General features: G+C 70.3%; 15 protein-coding genes and 1 pseudogene. 13 read left to right on the plus strand and 3 right to left on the minus strand.

Annotated elements, in window-relative coordinates:
• The first annotated feature begins 146 nt into the window (after positions 1-146).
• Together ABGB18_RS24215 and ABGB18_RS24220 are read left to right on the plus strand one after the other, a co-directional pair.
• Positions 147-983 carry a MurR/RpiR family transcriptional regulator gene (locus ABGB18_RS24215; RefSeq protein ID WP_347697856.1) on the plus strand — a complete coding sequence of 279 codons (837 nt, stop codon included), beginning with the start codon at positions 147-149 and terminating at the stop codon, positions 981-983.
• Between the two features lie 126 nt (positions 984-1109).
• Positions 1110-1268 (plus strand): hypothetical protein, encoded by a 159-nt coding sequence (locus ABGB18_RS24220; RefSeq protein WP_347697857.1) that lies wholly within the window; start codon positions 1110-1112, stop codon positions 1266-1268.
• Between the two features lie 220 nt (positions 1269-1488).
• Here ABGB18_RS24220 and ABGB18_RS24225 read toward each other — a convergent pair whose 3' ends face one another.
• On the minus strand, positions 1489-2019 hold the full coding sequence (locus ABGB18_RS24225) for a PadR family transcriptional regulator (protein ID WP_347697858.1): 531 nt from the start codon (positions 2017-2019) through the stop codon (positions 1489-1491).
• Between the two features lie 56 nt (positions 2020-2075).
• On the opposite strand from ABGB18_RS24225, the gene ABGB18_RS24230 reads away from it, so the two are divergent.
• The 4 genes and pseudogenes from ABGB18_RS24230 to ABGB18_RS24245 all read left to right on the plus strand — a co-directional run bounded on the left by ABGB18_RS24230 (position 2076) and on the right by ABGB18_RS24245 (position 4703).
• Entirely contained in the window at positions 2076-2762 is a 687-nt protein-coding gene (locus ABGB18_RS24230; protein ID WP_347697859.1) for an SDR family oxidoreductase, read from the plus strand.
• A gap of 76 nt (positions 2763-2838) precedes the next feature.
• A pseudogene (locus tag ABGB18_RS24235) lies at positions 2839-3249 on the plus strand (amidohydrolase family protein); the annotation flags it as partial.
• Between the two features lie 228 nt (positions 3250-3477).
• Entirely contained in the window at positions 3478-4419 is a 942-nt protein-coding gene (locus ABGB18_RS24240; protein ID WP_347697860.1) for a sigma-70 family RNA polymerase sigma factor, read from the plus strand.
• Positions 4420-4481: 62 nt separating this feature from the next.
• Positions 4482-4703, plus strand: coding sequence for a hypothetical protein (locus tag ABGB18_RS24245; protein ID WP_347697861.1), 222 nt, complete (start codon positions 4482-4484; stop codon positions 4701-4703).
• 36 nt (positions 4704-4739) lie between these two features.
• Here ABGB18_RS24245 and ABGB18_RS24250 read toward each other — a convergent pair whose 3' ends face one another.
• Positions 4740-5666 (minus strand): iron-siderophore ABC transporter substrate-binding protein, encoded by a 927-nt coding sequence (locus ABGB18_RS24250; protein ID WP_347697862.1) that lies wholly within the window; start codon positions 5664-5666, stop codon positions 4740-4742.
• A gap of 205 nt (positions 5667-5871) precedes the next feature.
• Between ABGB18_RS24250 and ABGB18_RS24255 the strand changes: the two genes are divergently transcribed.
• From ABGB18_RS24255 to ABGB18_RS24285, 7 genes are all read left to right on the plus strand, one after another.
• Positions 5872-7206 (plus strand): ammonium transporter, encoded by a 1335-nt coding sequence (locus ABGB18_RS24255; protein ID WP_347697863.1) that lies wholly within the window; start codon positions 5872-5874, stop codon positions 7204-7206.
• A complete protein-coding gene (locus tag ABGB18_RS24260) occupies positions 7203-7541 on the plus strand; it encodes a P-II family nitrogen regulator (RefSeq protein WP_347697864.1) in 339 nt (112 codons plus the stop codon). The genes ABGB18_RS24255 and ABGB18_RS24260 overlap by 4 nt, the downstream gene beginning before the upstream one ends.
• Positions 7542-7561: 20 nt before the next feature.
• Positions 7562-9787, plus strand: coding sequence for a [protein-PII] uridylyltransferase (locus ABGB18_RS24265; protein ID WP_347697865.1), 2226 nt, complete (start codon positions 7562-7564; stop codon positions 9785-9787).
• 224 nt (positions 9788-10011) lie between these two features.
• The gene (locus tag ABGB18_RS24270; protein ID WP_347697866.1) at positions 10012-12948 is read left to right on the plus strand and encodes a nitrate- and nitrite sensing domain-containing protein; all 2937 of its coding nucleotides are present in this window, start codon (positions 10012-10014) and stop codon (positions 12946-12948) included.
• A gap of 25 nt (positions 12949-12973) precedes the next feature.
• A complete protein-coding gene (locus ABGB18_RS24275) occupies positions 12974-13396 on the plus strand; it encodes a roadblock/LC7 domain-containing protein (RefSeq protein ID WP_347697867.1) in 423 nt (140 codons plus the stop codon).
• 26 nt (positions 13397-13422) lie between these two features.
• Positions 13423-13785, plus strand: coding sequence for a DUF742 domain-containing protein (locus ABGB18_RS24280; protein ID WP_347697868.1), 363 nt, complete (start codon positions 13423-13425; stop codon positions 13783-13785).
• Positions 13766-14344, plus strand: coding sequence for an ATP/GTP-binding protein (locus tag ABGB18_RS24285; RefSeq protein WP_347697869.1), 579 nt, complete (start codon positions 13766-13768; stop codon positions 14342-14344). The genes ABGB18_RS24280 and ABGB18_RS24285 overlap by 20 nt, the downstream gene beginning before the upstream one ends.
• Here the strand turns inward: ABGB18_RS24285 and ABGB18_RS24290 are convergent.
• Complete coding sequence (locus tag ABGB18_RS24290) at positions 14341-15132, minus strand: nitroreductase/quinone reductase family protein (protein ID WP_347697870.1); 792 nt, start codon at positions 15130-15132, stop codon at positions 14341-14343. The two genes, ABGB18_RS24285 and ABGB18_RS24290, sit on opposite strands and share 4 nt — an antisense overlap.
• Positions 15133-15188 lie beyond the last annotated feature (56 nt).

Below are 15188 nucleotides of genomic sequence, written 5' to 3' on the forward strand. Positions count from 1 at the left end.
AGGGCACGACGAGCGGTGACGCCCGCGGGTCCGCCGGTGGGGCACATCCCGGCGCGAGTCCTGACGGTCCTGTCGCGGCCGCACAAATGAGAGCGTGGTGCGGCCGCGCGGGATGAGAATGCCGTGTGGACAGCGTTGGAGGTGGCGTGGCGGACGGATATCACGGTGGGCTGGGTGTGCTGCTGGATGGCCGGAAGTTGTCGCCTGCGCAGCGGAGGATCGCTGACTACCTCGGTGATCACCTCGAAGAGGCGATCTTCCTGTCCAGCGTGGAGCTGGCCGAGCGGGCCGGGGTCAGCCAGCCCTCGGTGACCAGGTTCGCCGTGGTGCTGGGGTTCGCCGGATATCCGGACCTGCGCCAGGCGCTGCGGCCGCTGGTGATGGGGCCGGGGGTCGGGGTGTCCCAGGAGAGCCTGCTGCGCGGGGCCATCGACGGTGAGATCCGCAACCTCGCGCTGGTCCGGGAGCGCCTGTCGGCGTTCCCACTGAAGGAGCTGGGCGAGCACCTGGCCGCCACCGAGCCGTTGCCCGTGGTCGGGCTGCGGGTCTCCTGCGGGCTGGCCACCACCTTCGCCTACTACGCCCGGCGCATCCACCCCGACGTGCGGCTGCTCGTCCACGGCGGGTCCGAGCTGGTCGACGGGCTGCACGCGGCGCGGCGGGCGGGGGCCGAGTGGCTGGTGGCCGTGATGCTGCCGCGCTATCCCGCCGAGGCCGTGCACGCGCTGGAGTACGCCGCGAAGTTGGGGCTCAAGGTGGCGGCCATCACCGACAAGTCGGATTTCCCAGCCGAGGTGGTGCTGGACGCGCCCGTCGGGGACCGGCTGGTGTTCGATTCGCACGCGGCCCCGCTCGCCCTGGCCATGGCCCTGGTCGAGGCCATGGCCGACGCGATGCCCCTGCGTACGCGGGCGCGCCTGGAGGAGTATGAGCGGATGACCGACGAGACCGGCACTTTTCTAACCGGCGATCCGGCGAAGTGACCGCATCGACCAGATCGTGGTGAGCACCGCCAGCACGATGAAGAAGGCGAACGCGATCGGGATCGAGGGTCCGTCAGCCTGCCGTCGAACAGCGCCCGCCCCGCCTCCAGCGCGTGATAGAGCGGGTTGGCCGGCGCGAGGAAGCTCATCCAGTCGGGCGCGAACGAGATCGGCACCAACATCCCGGCCAGCAGCACCAGGATGGCCTGGCAGACCAGCACGACCATGTCCCTGGCCACTCGCCCGAGCACGATGGCCGGCCGCCAGACGGGGCTGACGGCGTAGCGTTCGAGTGAGCCGTTGCGCAGCTCGGCGAGCATGCCGAAGCCGGAGAACAGCGAGCCGAAGACCGCGATCACCATCATGGCCGCGGGCTCATGGTGTCCTCCACGCCCCCGGACTGGCTGATGTGACCGAGCTTTCGGCGGACGGCGGCGGGCTCCTTGCGGCTTCTGGTGGTGAACGTCTTGCGCTGCCCTGGCCCTGGATGATCATTTTGGCTCCTTCAGGGCAACTTGTCCGCCTCGACCTCACCGATCGCGTGCTCCACCCAGTCGAGCTGGACCTGGAACATGGCTCTGGTCAGGCGGAGGTTCTCGTCGATGTGCGGCGGCGCGCCATAGCGCTGCTTGGCGCCGAGCATGTGCTCGAAGGTCTCGACGAACGTCCTGAGCCGCAGCTTCCTGTTGCGCAGGGCTTCGAGGATCTCCTGCTTGCCGAGCCGGTCCATGAACGTGAGGGCCACCTGGAACGGGTCGATGATCGGGTTGATCTCGTGCCAGGCGTGCACCAGCAGCCGCTGGAACTCGGTCCGCCCGTGCTCGGTGATCTCGTAGACGACCTTGCCGCCCTTGCCGGCCTCGACCACCTCCAGCAGGCCCTCCTCGGCCATCTTGCTCAGCCCGTGGTAGATCGACCCGAAGGCCACGCTCGCCCATTGGTCGGTGCCCATCTGCTCCAGTCGCCGGCGGACGCCGTAACCGTTCAGGGGGCCGTCGAGGAGAGCGCCGAGGATCAGGATCCGGGTCGAGGACATGTGCTCAAGTTTGTAGTCAAATTTGAATAGTCGTCAAGCTCAATAGGCTGACCTCCATGAACGAACGACCGACTGCGCTGGTCACCGGCGCCTCCCGGGGCGTGGGCGCGGCCGTCGCGCGGGCCCTGGCCCCGACGCACCACGTCATCCTCGGCGGCCGCGACAGGGACGCGCTCGCCGAGATGGCGGCCGGCCTGCCCGACGCGCGCCCCTGGCCGGTGGAGCTGACGGAGATCACACAGGCCGACGTGGCGGGCGTGGAGCGGCTCGACGTGCTCGTGCACAGTGCCGGGATCGGCACGCTGGGCAGGATCGCCGACCAGCCGGCCGACGTGTGGCGCCGGACGATGGAGGTCAACGTGATCGCCGTCGCCGAGCTGACCAGGCTGCTCCTGCCCGCGCTGCGCCGCGCCGGCGGCCACGTGGTGTGCGTCAACTCGGGCTCGGGGCAGCGGGCCAACGCCGAATGGGGCTCCTACGGGGCCAGCAAGTTCGCGTTGAAGGCGTTCGCGGACGCGTTGCGGCTGGAGGAGCCGGAGCTGCGGGTCACGACCGTCTACCCGGGGCGGACGGACACCGACATGCAGCGCTCCGTGCGGGATTACGAGGGCGGGGCGTACGAGCCCGACGAATACCTCAAGCCGGAGACCGTGGCGCGGGCGGTGCTGGCCGCCGTCAACGCCGGCCCCGACGCCCACCTCACCGAGCTGACCGTCCGGCCCCGAGGCGGTCGCGTCACCTGAGCTGAATGGCGCCATTCACGGCAGGGTCATTTCGGCGTGTCCCGTACCCCCGGCGAGCCCGCCCAGCAGGCAAACTGCGAGGCGGGAGTCGGGCGCGCCGATCACGCTCGGCTCGGACAGCCACGCCGTGATCGACCTGTTCGAGGAGGCCAGGGCGGTGGAGCTGAACGAGCGGCTGGCCAGCCGCAGGCGCGGCCACTGGCGCGCCGCCGAGTTGCTCGCCGCCGCCACCGGGGCGGGCCACAGCTCGCTCGGCTTCCCCGACGCGGGCCAGCTCATGCCCGGCGCCTGGGCCGACCTGGTGTCCGTCCGGCTGGACTCCGTACGGACGGCGGGTGCCGAAGGGGTGGAGGCCGTCGTGTTCGCGGCCACGGCGGCGGACGTGCACTCGGTGATCTCGGGCGGGCGCCGCGTGGTCACAGAGGGGCGGCACCGGCTGGGCGACACCGGGTGCGAGCTGGCCGCGGCGATCGCGGAGTCGCACTGACGGCGGCATCCGGACGTAGAGTGTGGGAGCCTCTGAGCCGGCCGGGCACCAGGTGATCATCTGGCCTTCCGGCCCGCGCACCCCGCCTTCACCAGGTGTTTCACGGCACTCTCCTCCTTGAGGAGGACATCCAGAACCCTCCCTCGGTCGTAGTTGTTTAGGGAATCTTTGCTTCTGGCCGGACGTTGGCCGGGTATAGAAGGTAGCTGCGGAACGAGGTGCCTGGGGATGGCAAGGCCTACGGGGAGTCGCACGCAGGAGCAGCACGTCGCCGATCGCGATCTGCTGGGGACCTATCTGGCCGAAATCGGCCGGGTCCCGCTGCTCACAGCGGAGGAAGAGGTTGAGCTCGCCAAGCGGATAGAGGCGGGACTCTTCGCCGAGCAGCTGCTCGACAGCGGGGGCTCGGAGCCGCGTATCGGGGACGTGGCCGACGAGGAGCTGGAGCGGCTGGCCATCTCGGGCCAGCGGGCGAAGGACGAGTTCATCCAGGCCAACCTGCGCCTGGTGGTGGCGGTGGCACGGAAATACTCGGGGCGGGGGATGCCACTGATCGACTTGGTCCAGGAGGGGAACCTGGGGCTGGTCAGAGCCGTGGAGAAGTTCGACTACCAGCGGGGATACAAGTTCTCCACGTATGCCACGTGGTGGATCCGGCAGTCGGTGGGGCGGGCCATTCACGAGCAGGCCCGGCCGGTGCGGCTGCCCACCCACGCGGGCGAGCAGATGACCCGGTTGATGCGGGTGCGCCGGGACATACTGGCCGAGTTCGACGCCGAGCCCACCGACGACGACCTCGCCGAGATCCTGGACCTGCCGATCGAGCGGGTGCGGGAGCTGCGGCGGTGGGCCTCCGACCCGGTGTCACTGCAGCTCGGAGTGGGTGACGAGGACGAGACCGAGCTCGGCGACATGATCGCCGACGAGACGTGGGCCGATCCCGAGCAGCAGGCCATCGACATCCTGGAGCGGGAGCGGCTGGACCAGTGGCTGACCGGGCTGGAGGGCGACACCCGCGAGATGCTGCGGTGGCGCTACGGGCTGGTGGACGGCCGCGAGCACACGCTCACGGAGGTGGGCGAGCGCTACGGCATCGGGCGTGACCGCGCCCGCAGGATCGAGCGCGACGCCCTGGCCCGCCTGCGCAAGATGGCCATGGCCGCCGCCTGACCCAGGCGGCACCGAGCCCGGACCGCGAATCGCGGCCGGGCTCATGGGCGTCCACCGCCCCCGTGGCCTCCAGGGCCGACTTCAGCATGCCGAACGAACAGCGCTCCTCGATCTCCCGCCACCGCTCGCACGTGTTCTTCGACGTGAGCTGGGCCCGCCGGCTACAGGACAAGATCCCCGGCGTCAGGGGGCTCGTCGAGATCGAGGGCGGTCGGCTGTTCTTCCCGGAGGAGCGCGCCGCCGAGCTCGTGCCACACCTGCGGCGCTTCTGGGCCGGGGAGTGAACCCGCCGCCCGGGCACACGCCGTGGCGGGAATGGGTCACACCAGCGGGGTGAGGTATTTGTCCAGGTCGTCGAGGATCTTGCCGGCGGCGGTGACCCCGATTCCGGTCATCCAGATCTCGTCGTCCACCTTGAAGGCGTGCCCCGCCTTGACGGCGTCCAGGTTCTGCCACAGCGGCCCGGCGGTCACCTCGGCCTGCGACTTGGCGGCCTCGTCGCCGAACGCGCTGTAGAAGAGGGCGTCACCGTCGGCGTCGGAGAGGTTCTCCTGGCTCAGCTTGGCGAAGCGGCGGTCGTCCTTGCCCTCCAGGAGCTGGGCCTGGGGCCGGGGGATGCCCGCGTCGCCCAGCACGATCCCGGAGAAGCCGTCGGGGCCGTAGATGCGGATCTCGGTCGGCCTGAACCGTACGATGCTCACCTTGAGCTTGGCGAACTTGGCGCCCACCTGCTTGGCCCGCGTCTCGTACGCGGTCAGCAACTGCCGGCCCTGGTCCTTCTTGCCCAGGGCCTCGGCGTCGAGCAGGAAGTTCTCCTTCCAGGTGATGCCGACCCGCTCGGTGAACACGGTGGGGGCGATCTTGCTGAGCTTGTCGTAGTACGCCGCCTGGCGGAACTTCGAGCCGAGGATGAGATCCGGCTTGAGCGCCGAGATGGCCTCAAGATTGGGCTGGGCGATGGTGCCCACGCTCTTGAGGCCGGACAGCGCCGAGCCGAGATATTCGGGCCAGGTCTGGTTGTCGCTCGCCTGGACCGCGCCGACGGGGGCGAGGCCGAGCGACACCATGCTGTCGAGCTTGTCCGAGTCGAGGACCACGACCCGCCTGGGGGTCATCGGCACCTTCGTCTCGCCCATGGCGTGCTTGACGGTCCTGGTGGGACCGGCCTCCTGGGAGGCGGCGGAGGTGCCGCAGGCGGCCAGGGACAGCAACGGGAGCATGGCGGTGAGGGCCAGGCGAAGGCGCATGGGCATTCCTTGATTTCCTAGGTTAGGCAAGCCTAAGTATCGCATGCCCTTTCCAGCGCGGCCGAAATCGGGCGTGTGATGGTTCCGAAACTCCACGGAAACACCGGTACGGCGAGTTCACGAATGCGAAACACGCCTGGTCGAGCCACGAAACCCCGGGCGAACACGCTGTGGCCACACGTCACACGTAAGGGAGGGTCGCGTCGTGAAGATCGACAGCGGCACTACAGCCTGGATGCTCGCGGCCACCGCACTGGTGCTGTTGATGACTCCGGGCCTCGCGTTCTTCTACGGGGGTATGACCAGGGCCAAGAGCGTCCTGAACATGATGATGATGTCGTTCGGCGCCATCATCACAGTGACCATCGCCTGGGTGCTGTTCGGGCACTCGCTCGCGTTCACCGACAATCCCAGCTCGGCGATCAACAACTTTGTCGGCGGATTCGACGCCCTGGGCCTGCAGAGCCTGGTGGACACCGCTACCAAGGACGACGGCACCGGCATGCCGAGCCTGGTCTTCTCGGCCTTCCAACTGACGTTCGCCATCATCACCGTCGCCCTGATCAGCGGCGCCATCGCCGACCGGGCCAAGTTCGGGGCCTGGATGGTGTTCAGCGTCATCTGGGCGACGATCGTCTACTTCCCGGTCGCGCACTGGGTGTGGGGCACCGGCTGGCTCAACACCATGGGCATCGAGGACTTCGCGGGCGGCACGGTGGTGCACATCAACGCCGGCGCCGCGGCCCTGGCCCTGGCCCTCGTCCTGGGCAGACGCCACGGCTGGCGCAAGGAGCCGATGCGGCCGCACAACCTCACGCTGGTGCTGCTCGGCGCGGGCCTGCTGTGGTTCGGCTGGTTCGGCTTCAACGCCGGCTCCGAGCTGGCCGTTGACGCCACGGCCGGGCTGGCGTTCATGAACACGCAGATCGCCACCGCGATGGCGGCCGGCGCCTGGCTCGTCGTGGAGAAGCTGCGCGACGGCCACGCCACCAGCCTCGGCGTGGCCTCCGGCGCGGTCGCCGGGCTGGTCGCGATCACCCCGGCCTGTGGTTTCGTGGACCCGTGGGCAGCACTGGTCATCGGCCTGCTGGCCGGGTCGATCTGCGCCTACGCCGTGGGCCTGAAATACCGGCTGGGCTACGACGACTCCCTCGACGTGGTCGGCGTGCACCTCGTGGGCGGCGTCATCGGTGCCGTCTCGCTCGGCTTCCTGGCCGCCTACCCCTTCCTGGAGCAGCAGAGCGAGGGCCTGTTCTACGGCGGCGGCTTCGGCCAGCTCGGTCTGCAGGTGCTCGGCCCGGTCGCGGTCGGCGGTTACTCCTTCGCCGTCACCTGGATCCTGGGGAAGATCATCGACAGGACGATGGGCTTCCGGGTGTCCACCGAGGACGAGGTCGCCGGCATCGACGTCACGACGCACGCCGAGACCGGCTACGACCTCGGCACCGTATACGCCTCCGGCGTGGCCTCCGCCAACGGTCCCGCCGCCCCGGTCCAGAAGAAGCCGGCCCAGCCGGCGGAGAAGAAGGTGGACGCATGAGACTCATCACCGCGATCATCAAGCCCTTCAAGCTCGATGACGTGAAGGCCGCGCTGGAACAGTTCGGCATCAAGGGAATGACGGTCAGCGAGGCGAGCGGCTACGGTCGCCAGCGCGGCCACACCGAGGTCTACCGGGGCGCGGAATACCAGGTCGACCTGGTGCCGAAGGTCAGGCTGGAGGTGCTCGCGGAGGAGGACGACGCCGAGGACGTGATCGACGTCATCGTCAAGGCCGCGCACACCGGCAAGATCGGCGACGGCAAGGTCTGGTCCGTCCCGGTGGACACCGTCATCCGGGTACGCACGGGAGAGCGAGGTCCGGACGCCCTGTGACGGAGGCAAGGGGCATAGCGGTGAGGGGAGAGGCCCGCTCGTACGCGGCGGCGCGCAAGGAGCGGGCCGCCGACACCGACCGCTGGCTGAAGGATCTCTTCCGGACGGCGAGCGACGGCGACCACGTCTCACTGGTCGCCGTCGGCAGCCTGGGCCGGGGCGAGCTGGCCCCGGGCAGCGATCTCGACCTGGTCCTGCTGCACAACAGCCGGGCCGACGTGGCCAGGATCGCCGACCGGATCTGGTATCCGATCTGGGACTCGGCCGTCGGCCTCGACCACTCGGTGCGTACGGTGGAGGAGGCGGTGGCCGTCGCCAGGCACGACCTGAAGGCCGTGCTCGGCCTCATCCAGGCCCGGCACGTGGCCGGCGACCCCGAGCTGACCAGGAGGGTCAGGGAGGGGGTGCTGGCCGAGTGGCGGGCCGACTCCCGGCGCCGGCTGGGGGAGCTGCGTGACGCGGCAGACAGGCGTGCCCAGTCCAGCGGCGAGCTGGCATTCCTCCTCGAACCCGACCTGAAGGACGGACGCGGCGGGCTCCGCGACGTCCAGGCCATGCAGGCAGTGGCGGCGGCCTGGGTGGCCTCGGCGCCGGGGCCCCGGGCGCGCGAGGCGTACGAGCTCATTCTCGACGTGCGGCACGCGCTGCACGTCGTCACCGCCCGCGGCACCGACCGGCTGGTGCTGCAGGAGCAGGACGCCGTGGCCGGGCTGCTCGGCCTCCTCGACGCCGAGGCGCTGATGCGGCGGCTGGCCGAGGCCGGCCGCACGATCTCGCACGCCTTCGACGCCACCTGGCGCACCGTTGACAGACTCCTGTCAGGCCCGGCTCCCCGGGGCCGCCGCCCGCTGGCGGACGGCGTGGTCGAGCATGGTGGTGAGGTGGTGCTCGCCCGGGGCGTCAACCCCCGCAAGGACCCCGTCCTGGTGCTGCGCGCCGCCGCCGCGGCGGCCGACGCGGGGCTGCCGCTGTCCCCTGCCACGGTGTCGGTCCTGGCCGCTCAGTCGCCGCCGATGCCGGTGCCCTGGCCCGAGGAGGCGCGTGACGCGCTGGTGTCGATCCTCGGTGCGGGCCGTGCCGCCGTGCCCGTGTGGGAGGAGCTCGACCAGGCGGGCGTCCTTGTCAAGTTGCTCCCTGACTGGGAGCGCGTACGCCATCGTCCCCAGCGCAACCCGATCCACCGGTTCACGGTCGACCGCCACCTGATCGAGGCGGCCGCGAACGCCGCCAGCCACACCCGCGAGGTCTCCCGTCCCGACCTGCTGCTGATCTCGGCGCTCCTGCACGACATCGGCAAGGGCTGGCCCGGCGACCACTCCACCACCGGCGAGATCGTGGTCCGTGACATCGCCACCCGGATCGGCCTGCCCGCGCCGGACGTGGAGACCCTGGCCACCGTTGTACGCCACCACCTGCTGCTGCCCGAGACCGCCACCAGGCGGGACCTGGACGACCCGGTCACGATCGAGAAGGTCGCCGGGACCGTCGGCTCGCGGGAGGTGCTCGACCTGCTGGCCGCGCTGGCGGTGGCCGACGGCCACGCGACCGGCCCGGCCGCCTGGAACAGTTGGAAGGCCGGGCTGGTGACCGACCTCGTACGCCGGGTCAGGTCCGTGCTGGCCGGTTCGCCGCCGCCCAAGCCGCCCACCCTGTCGCCCGCGCAGACGGCGCTGGCCCGGCACGGCGGAGGTGCCGTCCGGGTCAACGGCGGGGCGGTCACGGTCGTCGCCCCCGACCGGGTGGGGCTGCTGTGGAGCGCCGCCGGGGTGCTCGCCGCCCACCGGATGGTCGTCCGCTCGGCCTCGGCCGCTTCGGCGGGGTCCACGTCGGTGATCGAGTTCTCCGTCGTCCCCGAGTACGGGTCCCCGCCCGACCCCGCCACGCTGGAGTCCGATCTGCGCCTCGTCCTTGCTGGCCGCCTTGACATCGAGCAGAGACTGGCCCGTCGTACACGATCTTTGCGGCCTCCCCGGGTGCCTGTGGCTCCACCTCGCGTAACACTGGTCGACGACGCCTCCGCGACCGCCACCGTGGTGGAAGTCAGGGCCCATGACAGGCCGGGGCTCCTGTGGCGGATTGGACGGGCGTTCGGTGAGTGTGGTCTTGACGTGAGAGCCGCTCGCGTAGAGACTCTCGGCGCGGAGGCGGTGGACGTCTTCTACGTTGTGGATCGCGCCGGTCGCCCCCTCAGCGATGCCGTGCAGAGGGCTCAAGTCCGCGATCAGGTGCTTGCCGCACTGCGATAACCAGCAGCACACGACTACCGGTCGCATTTGTAACGATTTTGTCCGAAATGCCGGTTAAGTCGGGAGCTCCGGATACCTTGTGGACGGCTTGAGAGCCCGTTGCGGGACGGGACGAGTGAGGGGTAGCGGAAGCAGTGACTACGGGGAACTCCGACAGCGGCAAAGCCGCCAGACGGGATCGCGAGAAGCGGTCGCTGCCTCGACTGAGCCTGCGAAACTGGCGTGTGAGGTGGCGGCTCACCGCGCTGATCCTGGTGCCGACCATCGCCGGCGTCGTGCTCGGGGGAGCGCGCGTGGTGGCCTCGGTCGACAGCATCAACGCCTACGACCGGACGGCCACCGCGGCCGAGGTGGCGGGCCGGATCCGCGACCTCGTGCAGGCGCTCGGGCTGGAGCGTGACACGAGCGGCTGGATCGGCGCCTCGCGCACCGTCCGCAAGTCGCTCTCCGGTCCGCTCGAGGAGCGCAAGGCCGCGGTCGACACCCTGGTCAAGGCCGTGAACTCCGACCTGGACGGGCTGGACGGCTCCTTCGGCCCGCGCGTCGTCAGAGCCGTCGGGCAGGCCCGGTACGACCTGAGCCGGCTGGCCAAGATCAGGACCGAGGGCCAGACGGACACCAGCCGCTACGACCTCCTCGCCGACAGCCTGCTCAAGCTGCACGACGAGCTGAGCCTGCTGTCCGACGACTCCGAGATCGTCGGTCAGTTCCGCGCCCTGAGCGCGCTCGCGGCGGCCAAGGAGGAGATCTCCCGGCAGCGTGTCCAGCTCATCCAGGCCTCCTACAATCCGAACCGGGTGGATGCCAAGGAGGTCGAGCTCTTCATCGCCTCCAACGCCCGCCAGCAGAGCGACATCGCCACCGTCGGCGCGGAGGCCGGCGTCGAGGCGGGCACGGCGCTGTCCAAGCTGCTCACCTCCAAGCAGGAGTACATCCGCGTCCAGCTCACCAAGTCCCGCGCGATCACGCTGGCCAGCGGCCGGGCGCCGGGCGCCAGGATCAACGACAACCTGATCTCCGCCAACGGCAGCCGCGAGCAGTGGTTCGAGGACAACACCGCCACCATCGACGCGCTGCACAGCCTTGAGCGGGACCTGGCCGGCAAGGTGGACCTGCGCAGCCAGGAGCTGCGCCAGTCCGAGATCCAGAGCGCGCTCATCATCGGTGGCCTGATCCTGGCCCTGCTGCTGGTCGTGCTGCTGCTCACTGTGGCCATCGCCCGCTCCATGGTGGGCCCGCTGCGGCGGCTGCGCACAGAGGCGCTGGAGATCGCCGGTTTCCGGCTGCCCGACGTGGTGCGCCACCTCCGGGTCAGCGGCGACGCGGGCGCGGGCGAGGTGGCCCCGATCGAGGTCAAGGGCAACGACGAGATCGGCGAGGTGGCCAGGGCCTTCGACCAGGTGCACCGCCAGGCGGTGCGGCTGGCGGGCGAGGAGGCCGAGCTGCGCAGCAACATCAGCTCGATGTTCGTCAACCTCTCGCGCCGCACCCAGACGCTGGTCGAGCGGCAGATCTCACTGATCGACGGACTGGAGAAGGGCGAGCAGGACGGAGGCCGGCTGGGCGACCTGTTCAAGCTCGACCACCTGGCCACCCGCATGCGCCGCAACTCCGAGAACCTGCTGGTCCTGGCCGGCCACGAGGCCACCCGCCGGCGCAGCCAGCCGGCCAAACTGGTCGACGTCGTACGCGCCGCGCTGTCGGAGGTCGAGGGTTACGAGCGCGTCCAGGTCAGGGTGCACCGCGGCACCTCCGTGCTGGGCAGCACCGCGAACGACCTGGTCCACCTGGTAGCCGAGCTGGTCGAGAACGCCATCCAGTTCTCCCCGAGCAACTCCCACGTCAACGTCACCAGCAGCCTCGTCGAGGGCGGCGGCGCGTTGCTGTCGGTCAGCGACACCGGCATCAGCATGACCGAGGAGGAGCTGGCCGAGGCCAACCGCCGCCTGGCCGAGCCGCCCGTCGTGGACGTGTCGGTTTCCCGGCGCATGGGCCTGTTCGTGGTCGGCCGGCTGGCGCTGCGCCACGGCATCAGGGTGCAGCTCAGGAAGGGCGAGGAAGCCGGGCTGATCGCCATGGTGCTGTTGCCGCCCACGCTGATCAGCGACGGCACGCAGCAGCCGCTGCCGCAGCGGCCGGCCTTCGGTGGCGGGACCGTGCCCAGCCAGGCGGGCGCAGCGGTGCAGAACGGTTCGTTCCGGTCGTTCGGCAGTTTCGACTCCTTCGACGGCGGCCGGCCCCGGCCCGGGATCGTCCCGCCGCGGTCCTTCGAGGTCCCAGGCGGCCGGCAGCAGGGGCCGGACAGCTTCGACAGCACGCAGGGCATGTCCCGGCCCGGTGCCTTCGACAGCATGCCGGACGCGCCCCAGCGGAGCGTCTTCGACAGCCCGCCGGAAACGCCCCAGCGGGGCGCTTTCGACAGCATGCCGGGCACGCGCCAGCGGGACGCCCCCGACGGCACGCCCGGGCCGGTGTTCGGCGCGTTCAACTCCGACCCGGGGCGGTCGGGGGTGCAGGGGTTCACCGCCGACACCGACGGCGGCTCCTACCGCGGGCAGCAGCCCTCCTACGACAACGGCTCCTACCCCTCGTACCCGAGCACGGGCTCCTTCCCATCGGGAAATGGCGCGTTCCAGACGCCGTCCGCGTACAGCACCAATGACATGCGCGCGCCGGAGCCGCCGCCCTCGGTCGAGGTGTCGCCGATGGAGCCGGAGCAGGAGGAGTTCCTGCCGATCTTCGCCGCCGTGGAGTCGGCCTGGTTCCGCAGGCCGCCCGCGGAGCCGGCCGCCGGCTCGATCACTGGACCACCCCAGGAGCCGGCACAGCCGCGCCATGGGGGTGAGGGGCGGCCCGCGCAGGCCGTACCCTCGGGGGAGGAAACGTGGCGGACGGCCGCCGACGCCGGTTGGCGCGCGGCGGCCGCGGCCAGCGAGCCGAGCCTCGGCGGCGTCACCGCCGCCGGGCTCCCCAAGCGCACCCCCAGGGCGAACCTGGTCCCCGGTACGGCGAGCCAGCCCGCGCAGCAGCAACAGCAGGCGCAACGGCAGTCGCCGGTGCCCCCGGTCTCAGCGGACCGGGTGCGCAGCCGGATGGCCAGTTACCAGCAGGGTGTGAGACGGGGCCGCCAGGAAGTTCGTGGACAGGAGGAACAAGAGTGAGTGAGCGTCCCGCCGGGGAGGATGCGTGACAACCCTTAGCCATGAGGCACACAGGTTCGACTGGCTGATCACCGACTTCGTACGTCACACGCCCGGAGTCGCGCATGCCGTCGTGGTGTCGGCCGACGGCCTCTGCCTGGCCGCCTCGGAGGGGTTCCCGCCGGACCGGGCGGACCAGCTCGCCGCGGTGTCGGCGGGCCTGTTGAGCCTGACCGTGGGTGCGTCCAGGGTGTTCGAGGGCGGTTCGGTGACGCAGACCGTCGTCGAGATGGAGCGCGGGCTGCTCCTGGTCATGGCCATCAGCGACGGCTCCGTGCTCACGGTGCTGGCGGGCCCGGACTGTGACATGGGGCTGGTGGCCTACCAGATGACCTTGCTGGTGGACAGGGCGGGACAGGCGCTGACGCCGGCCTTGCGCGCCGAACTGCAGGCGGCCAGGACCCGGTGATGTGATGGAGCTGATGGGAGCGGGCCGTGTACGGCACTGACGGGACAGGGGACGACGAGCCCCTGTTCCGCCCTTACGCGGTGACAGGCGGCCGTGCCGAGCCGCGCTATCACCTCGCGATGGAGACGTTGATCTCATCGATGTCGATCCCGGACGACGAGATGGCCATGCTCACCCCCGAGCAGGAGTCCATCATGCAGCTCTGCAGGTCGTTCCGATCGGTAGCCGAGATCTCGGCCCTGCTCCGCGTCCCGCTGGGCGTGGCCAGGGTGCTCGTGGCGGACATGTCAGACGAGGGGCTCGTCCGCCTGCACCAGCCACGCCTCAGCGAGGGACAGCCAGACATCAACATGCTCGAAAGGGTGCTCAGTGGACTACGCAGGCTCTAGCCCCGGGCTCACCTCGACGAAGATCGTCGTGGCGGGCGGCTTCGGCGTCGGCAAGACGACGTTCGTGGGGGCGGTGTCCGAGATCCTCCCGCTCACCACGGAAGCGGTGATGACCGACGCGTCCGCGGGCATCGACGACCTCGCCATGACACCGACCAAGCAGACCACCACCGTGGCCATGGACTTCGGCCGGCTGTCGCTCGACCGTGACCTGATCCTCTATCTGTTCGGCACGCCCGGGCAGCACCGGTTCTGGTTCATGTGGGACGACCTGGTGCGCGGCGCCATCGGCGCGGTGGTGCTGCTCGACACCCGGCGGCTGGCCGACAGCTTTCCCGCCATCGACTACTTCGAAGAGGCCAAGCTGCCGTTCGTCATCGGCATCAACGGCTGGGACGGGCAGTTCCCGCACTCCGACCAGGAGGTCAGGGAGGCGCTGGCGCTGTCGCCGTACGTGCCGATCGTGCACACCGACGCCCGCAACCGCGAGTCGGTCAAGTCGACGCTGATCTCGCTGGTCGAGCACGTCGTACGCCTGCGCGCCGCCCCGGTGCGCTAGGCCCAGGGCGCTTCGGTCAGCGAGTTGAGCACCGGGACCAGTCGCTCCTCCTCGTAGGCGAAGTGCGCCTCCAACTCGCCCGCGATCCGGTCGAGCGTCTCCGGCCCGGCGTCCTCGCGTAGCTCCGCGACCAGCCCGGCGATCACCGCGTGCTCGTCGCGCAGCCGGTCGAGGGACTGCTTCAGCTCCGGGAACAGCCGCTCCAGATGCGGGAACGCCACCCGGCCCTCACCTGCGTGGTGGAAGCCCACCGCGTCGCAGAAGGCCAGGCAGTGGGTACGCAGATCGCCGGCGGACGCCTCGCCCGCGCGCAACCGGGCCAGCTCGCCCCGGAGGTGGGCGTGGATCCGGACCAGTTCGTCCCCGAACGCCGCCAGCCGCTCGGCCTCCGGGTAGAGCGCGATGACCGGGATCACGCGGTCCGTCCGCTCCTGGTACGCGGCGAACGCCGGGTCGATGGCGGCCTGCCGGGCATACAGGCGGTCGCGTTCCTCGCCCTCCAGCGGCACCGCCCGGGCCGCGAACCGCTCCTCGCCGAGCTCGACGACGACCCTGGGGTTGGCCAGCACGTTGTGATACCAGGCCGGATGGTGTTCGCCGCCGGCGTTGGAGGCGAACACCAGGACCCGCTCGCCGTCTCTCAGGTAGACCGCCGGGTTGGTGTGGCGCCGCCCGCTCCTGGCGCCCGTGGTGGTGAGCAGGAGCAGCGGGGCGCCCTCGAACATGCCGCCCACCTTGCCGCCGTTCGCCCGGAACTCGTCGATGACCTGCTGGTTGAAGCCCGTCATGTCTATCCTTTGGTGTCAGGCAGATTCGATTTGCTTTGCAAACAAAGCTAATTTAG

Source organism: Nonomuraea sp. B12E4 (genome assembly GCF_039871825.1).
Classification (GTDB): domain Bacteria; phylum Actinomycetota; class Actinomycetes; order Streptosporangiales; family Streptosporangiaceae; genus Nonomuraea.

Coding starts and splice junctions, on each gene's coding strand:
- ABGB18_RS24240 (WP_347697860.1), top strand. CDS start 3,478: ATGGCAAGGCCTACGGGGAGTCGCACGCAGGAGCAGCACGTCGCCGAT.
- ABGB18_RS24230 (WP_347697859.1), top strand. CDS start 2,076: ATGAACGAACGACCGACTGCGCTGGTCACCGGCGCCTCCCGGGGCGTG.
- ABGB18_RS24260 (WP_347697864.1), top strand. CDS start 7,203: ATGAGACTCATCACCGCGATCATCAAGCCCTTCAAGCTCGATGACGTG.
- ABGB18_RS24290 (WP_347697870.1), bottom strand. CDS start 15,132: ATGACGGGCTTCAACCAGCAGGTCATCGACGAGTTCCGGGCGAACGGC.
- ABGB18_RS24225 (WP_347697858.1), bottom strand. CDS start 2,019: ATGTCCTCGACCCGGATCCTGATCCTCGGCGCTCTCCTCGACGGCCCC.
- ABGB18_RS24250 (WP_347697862.1), bottom strand. CDS start 5,666: ATGCGCCTTCGCCTGGCCCTCACCGCCATGCTCCCGTTGCTGTCCCTG.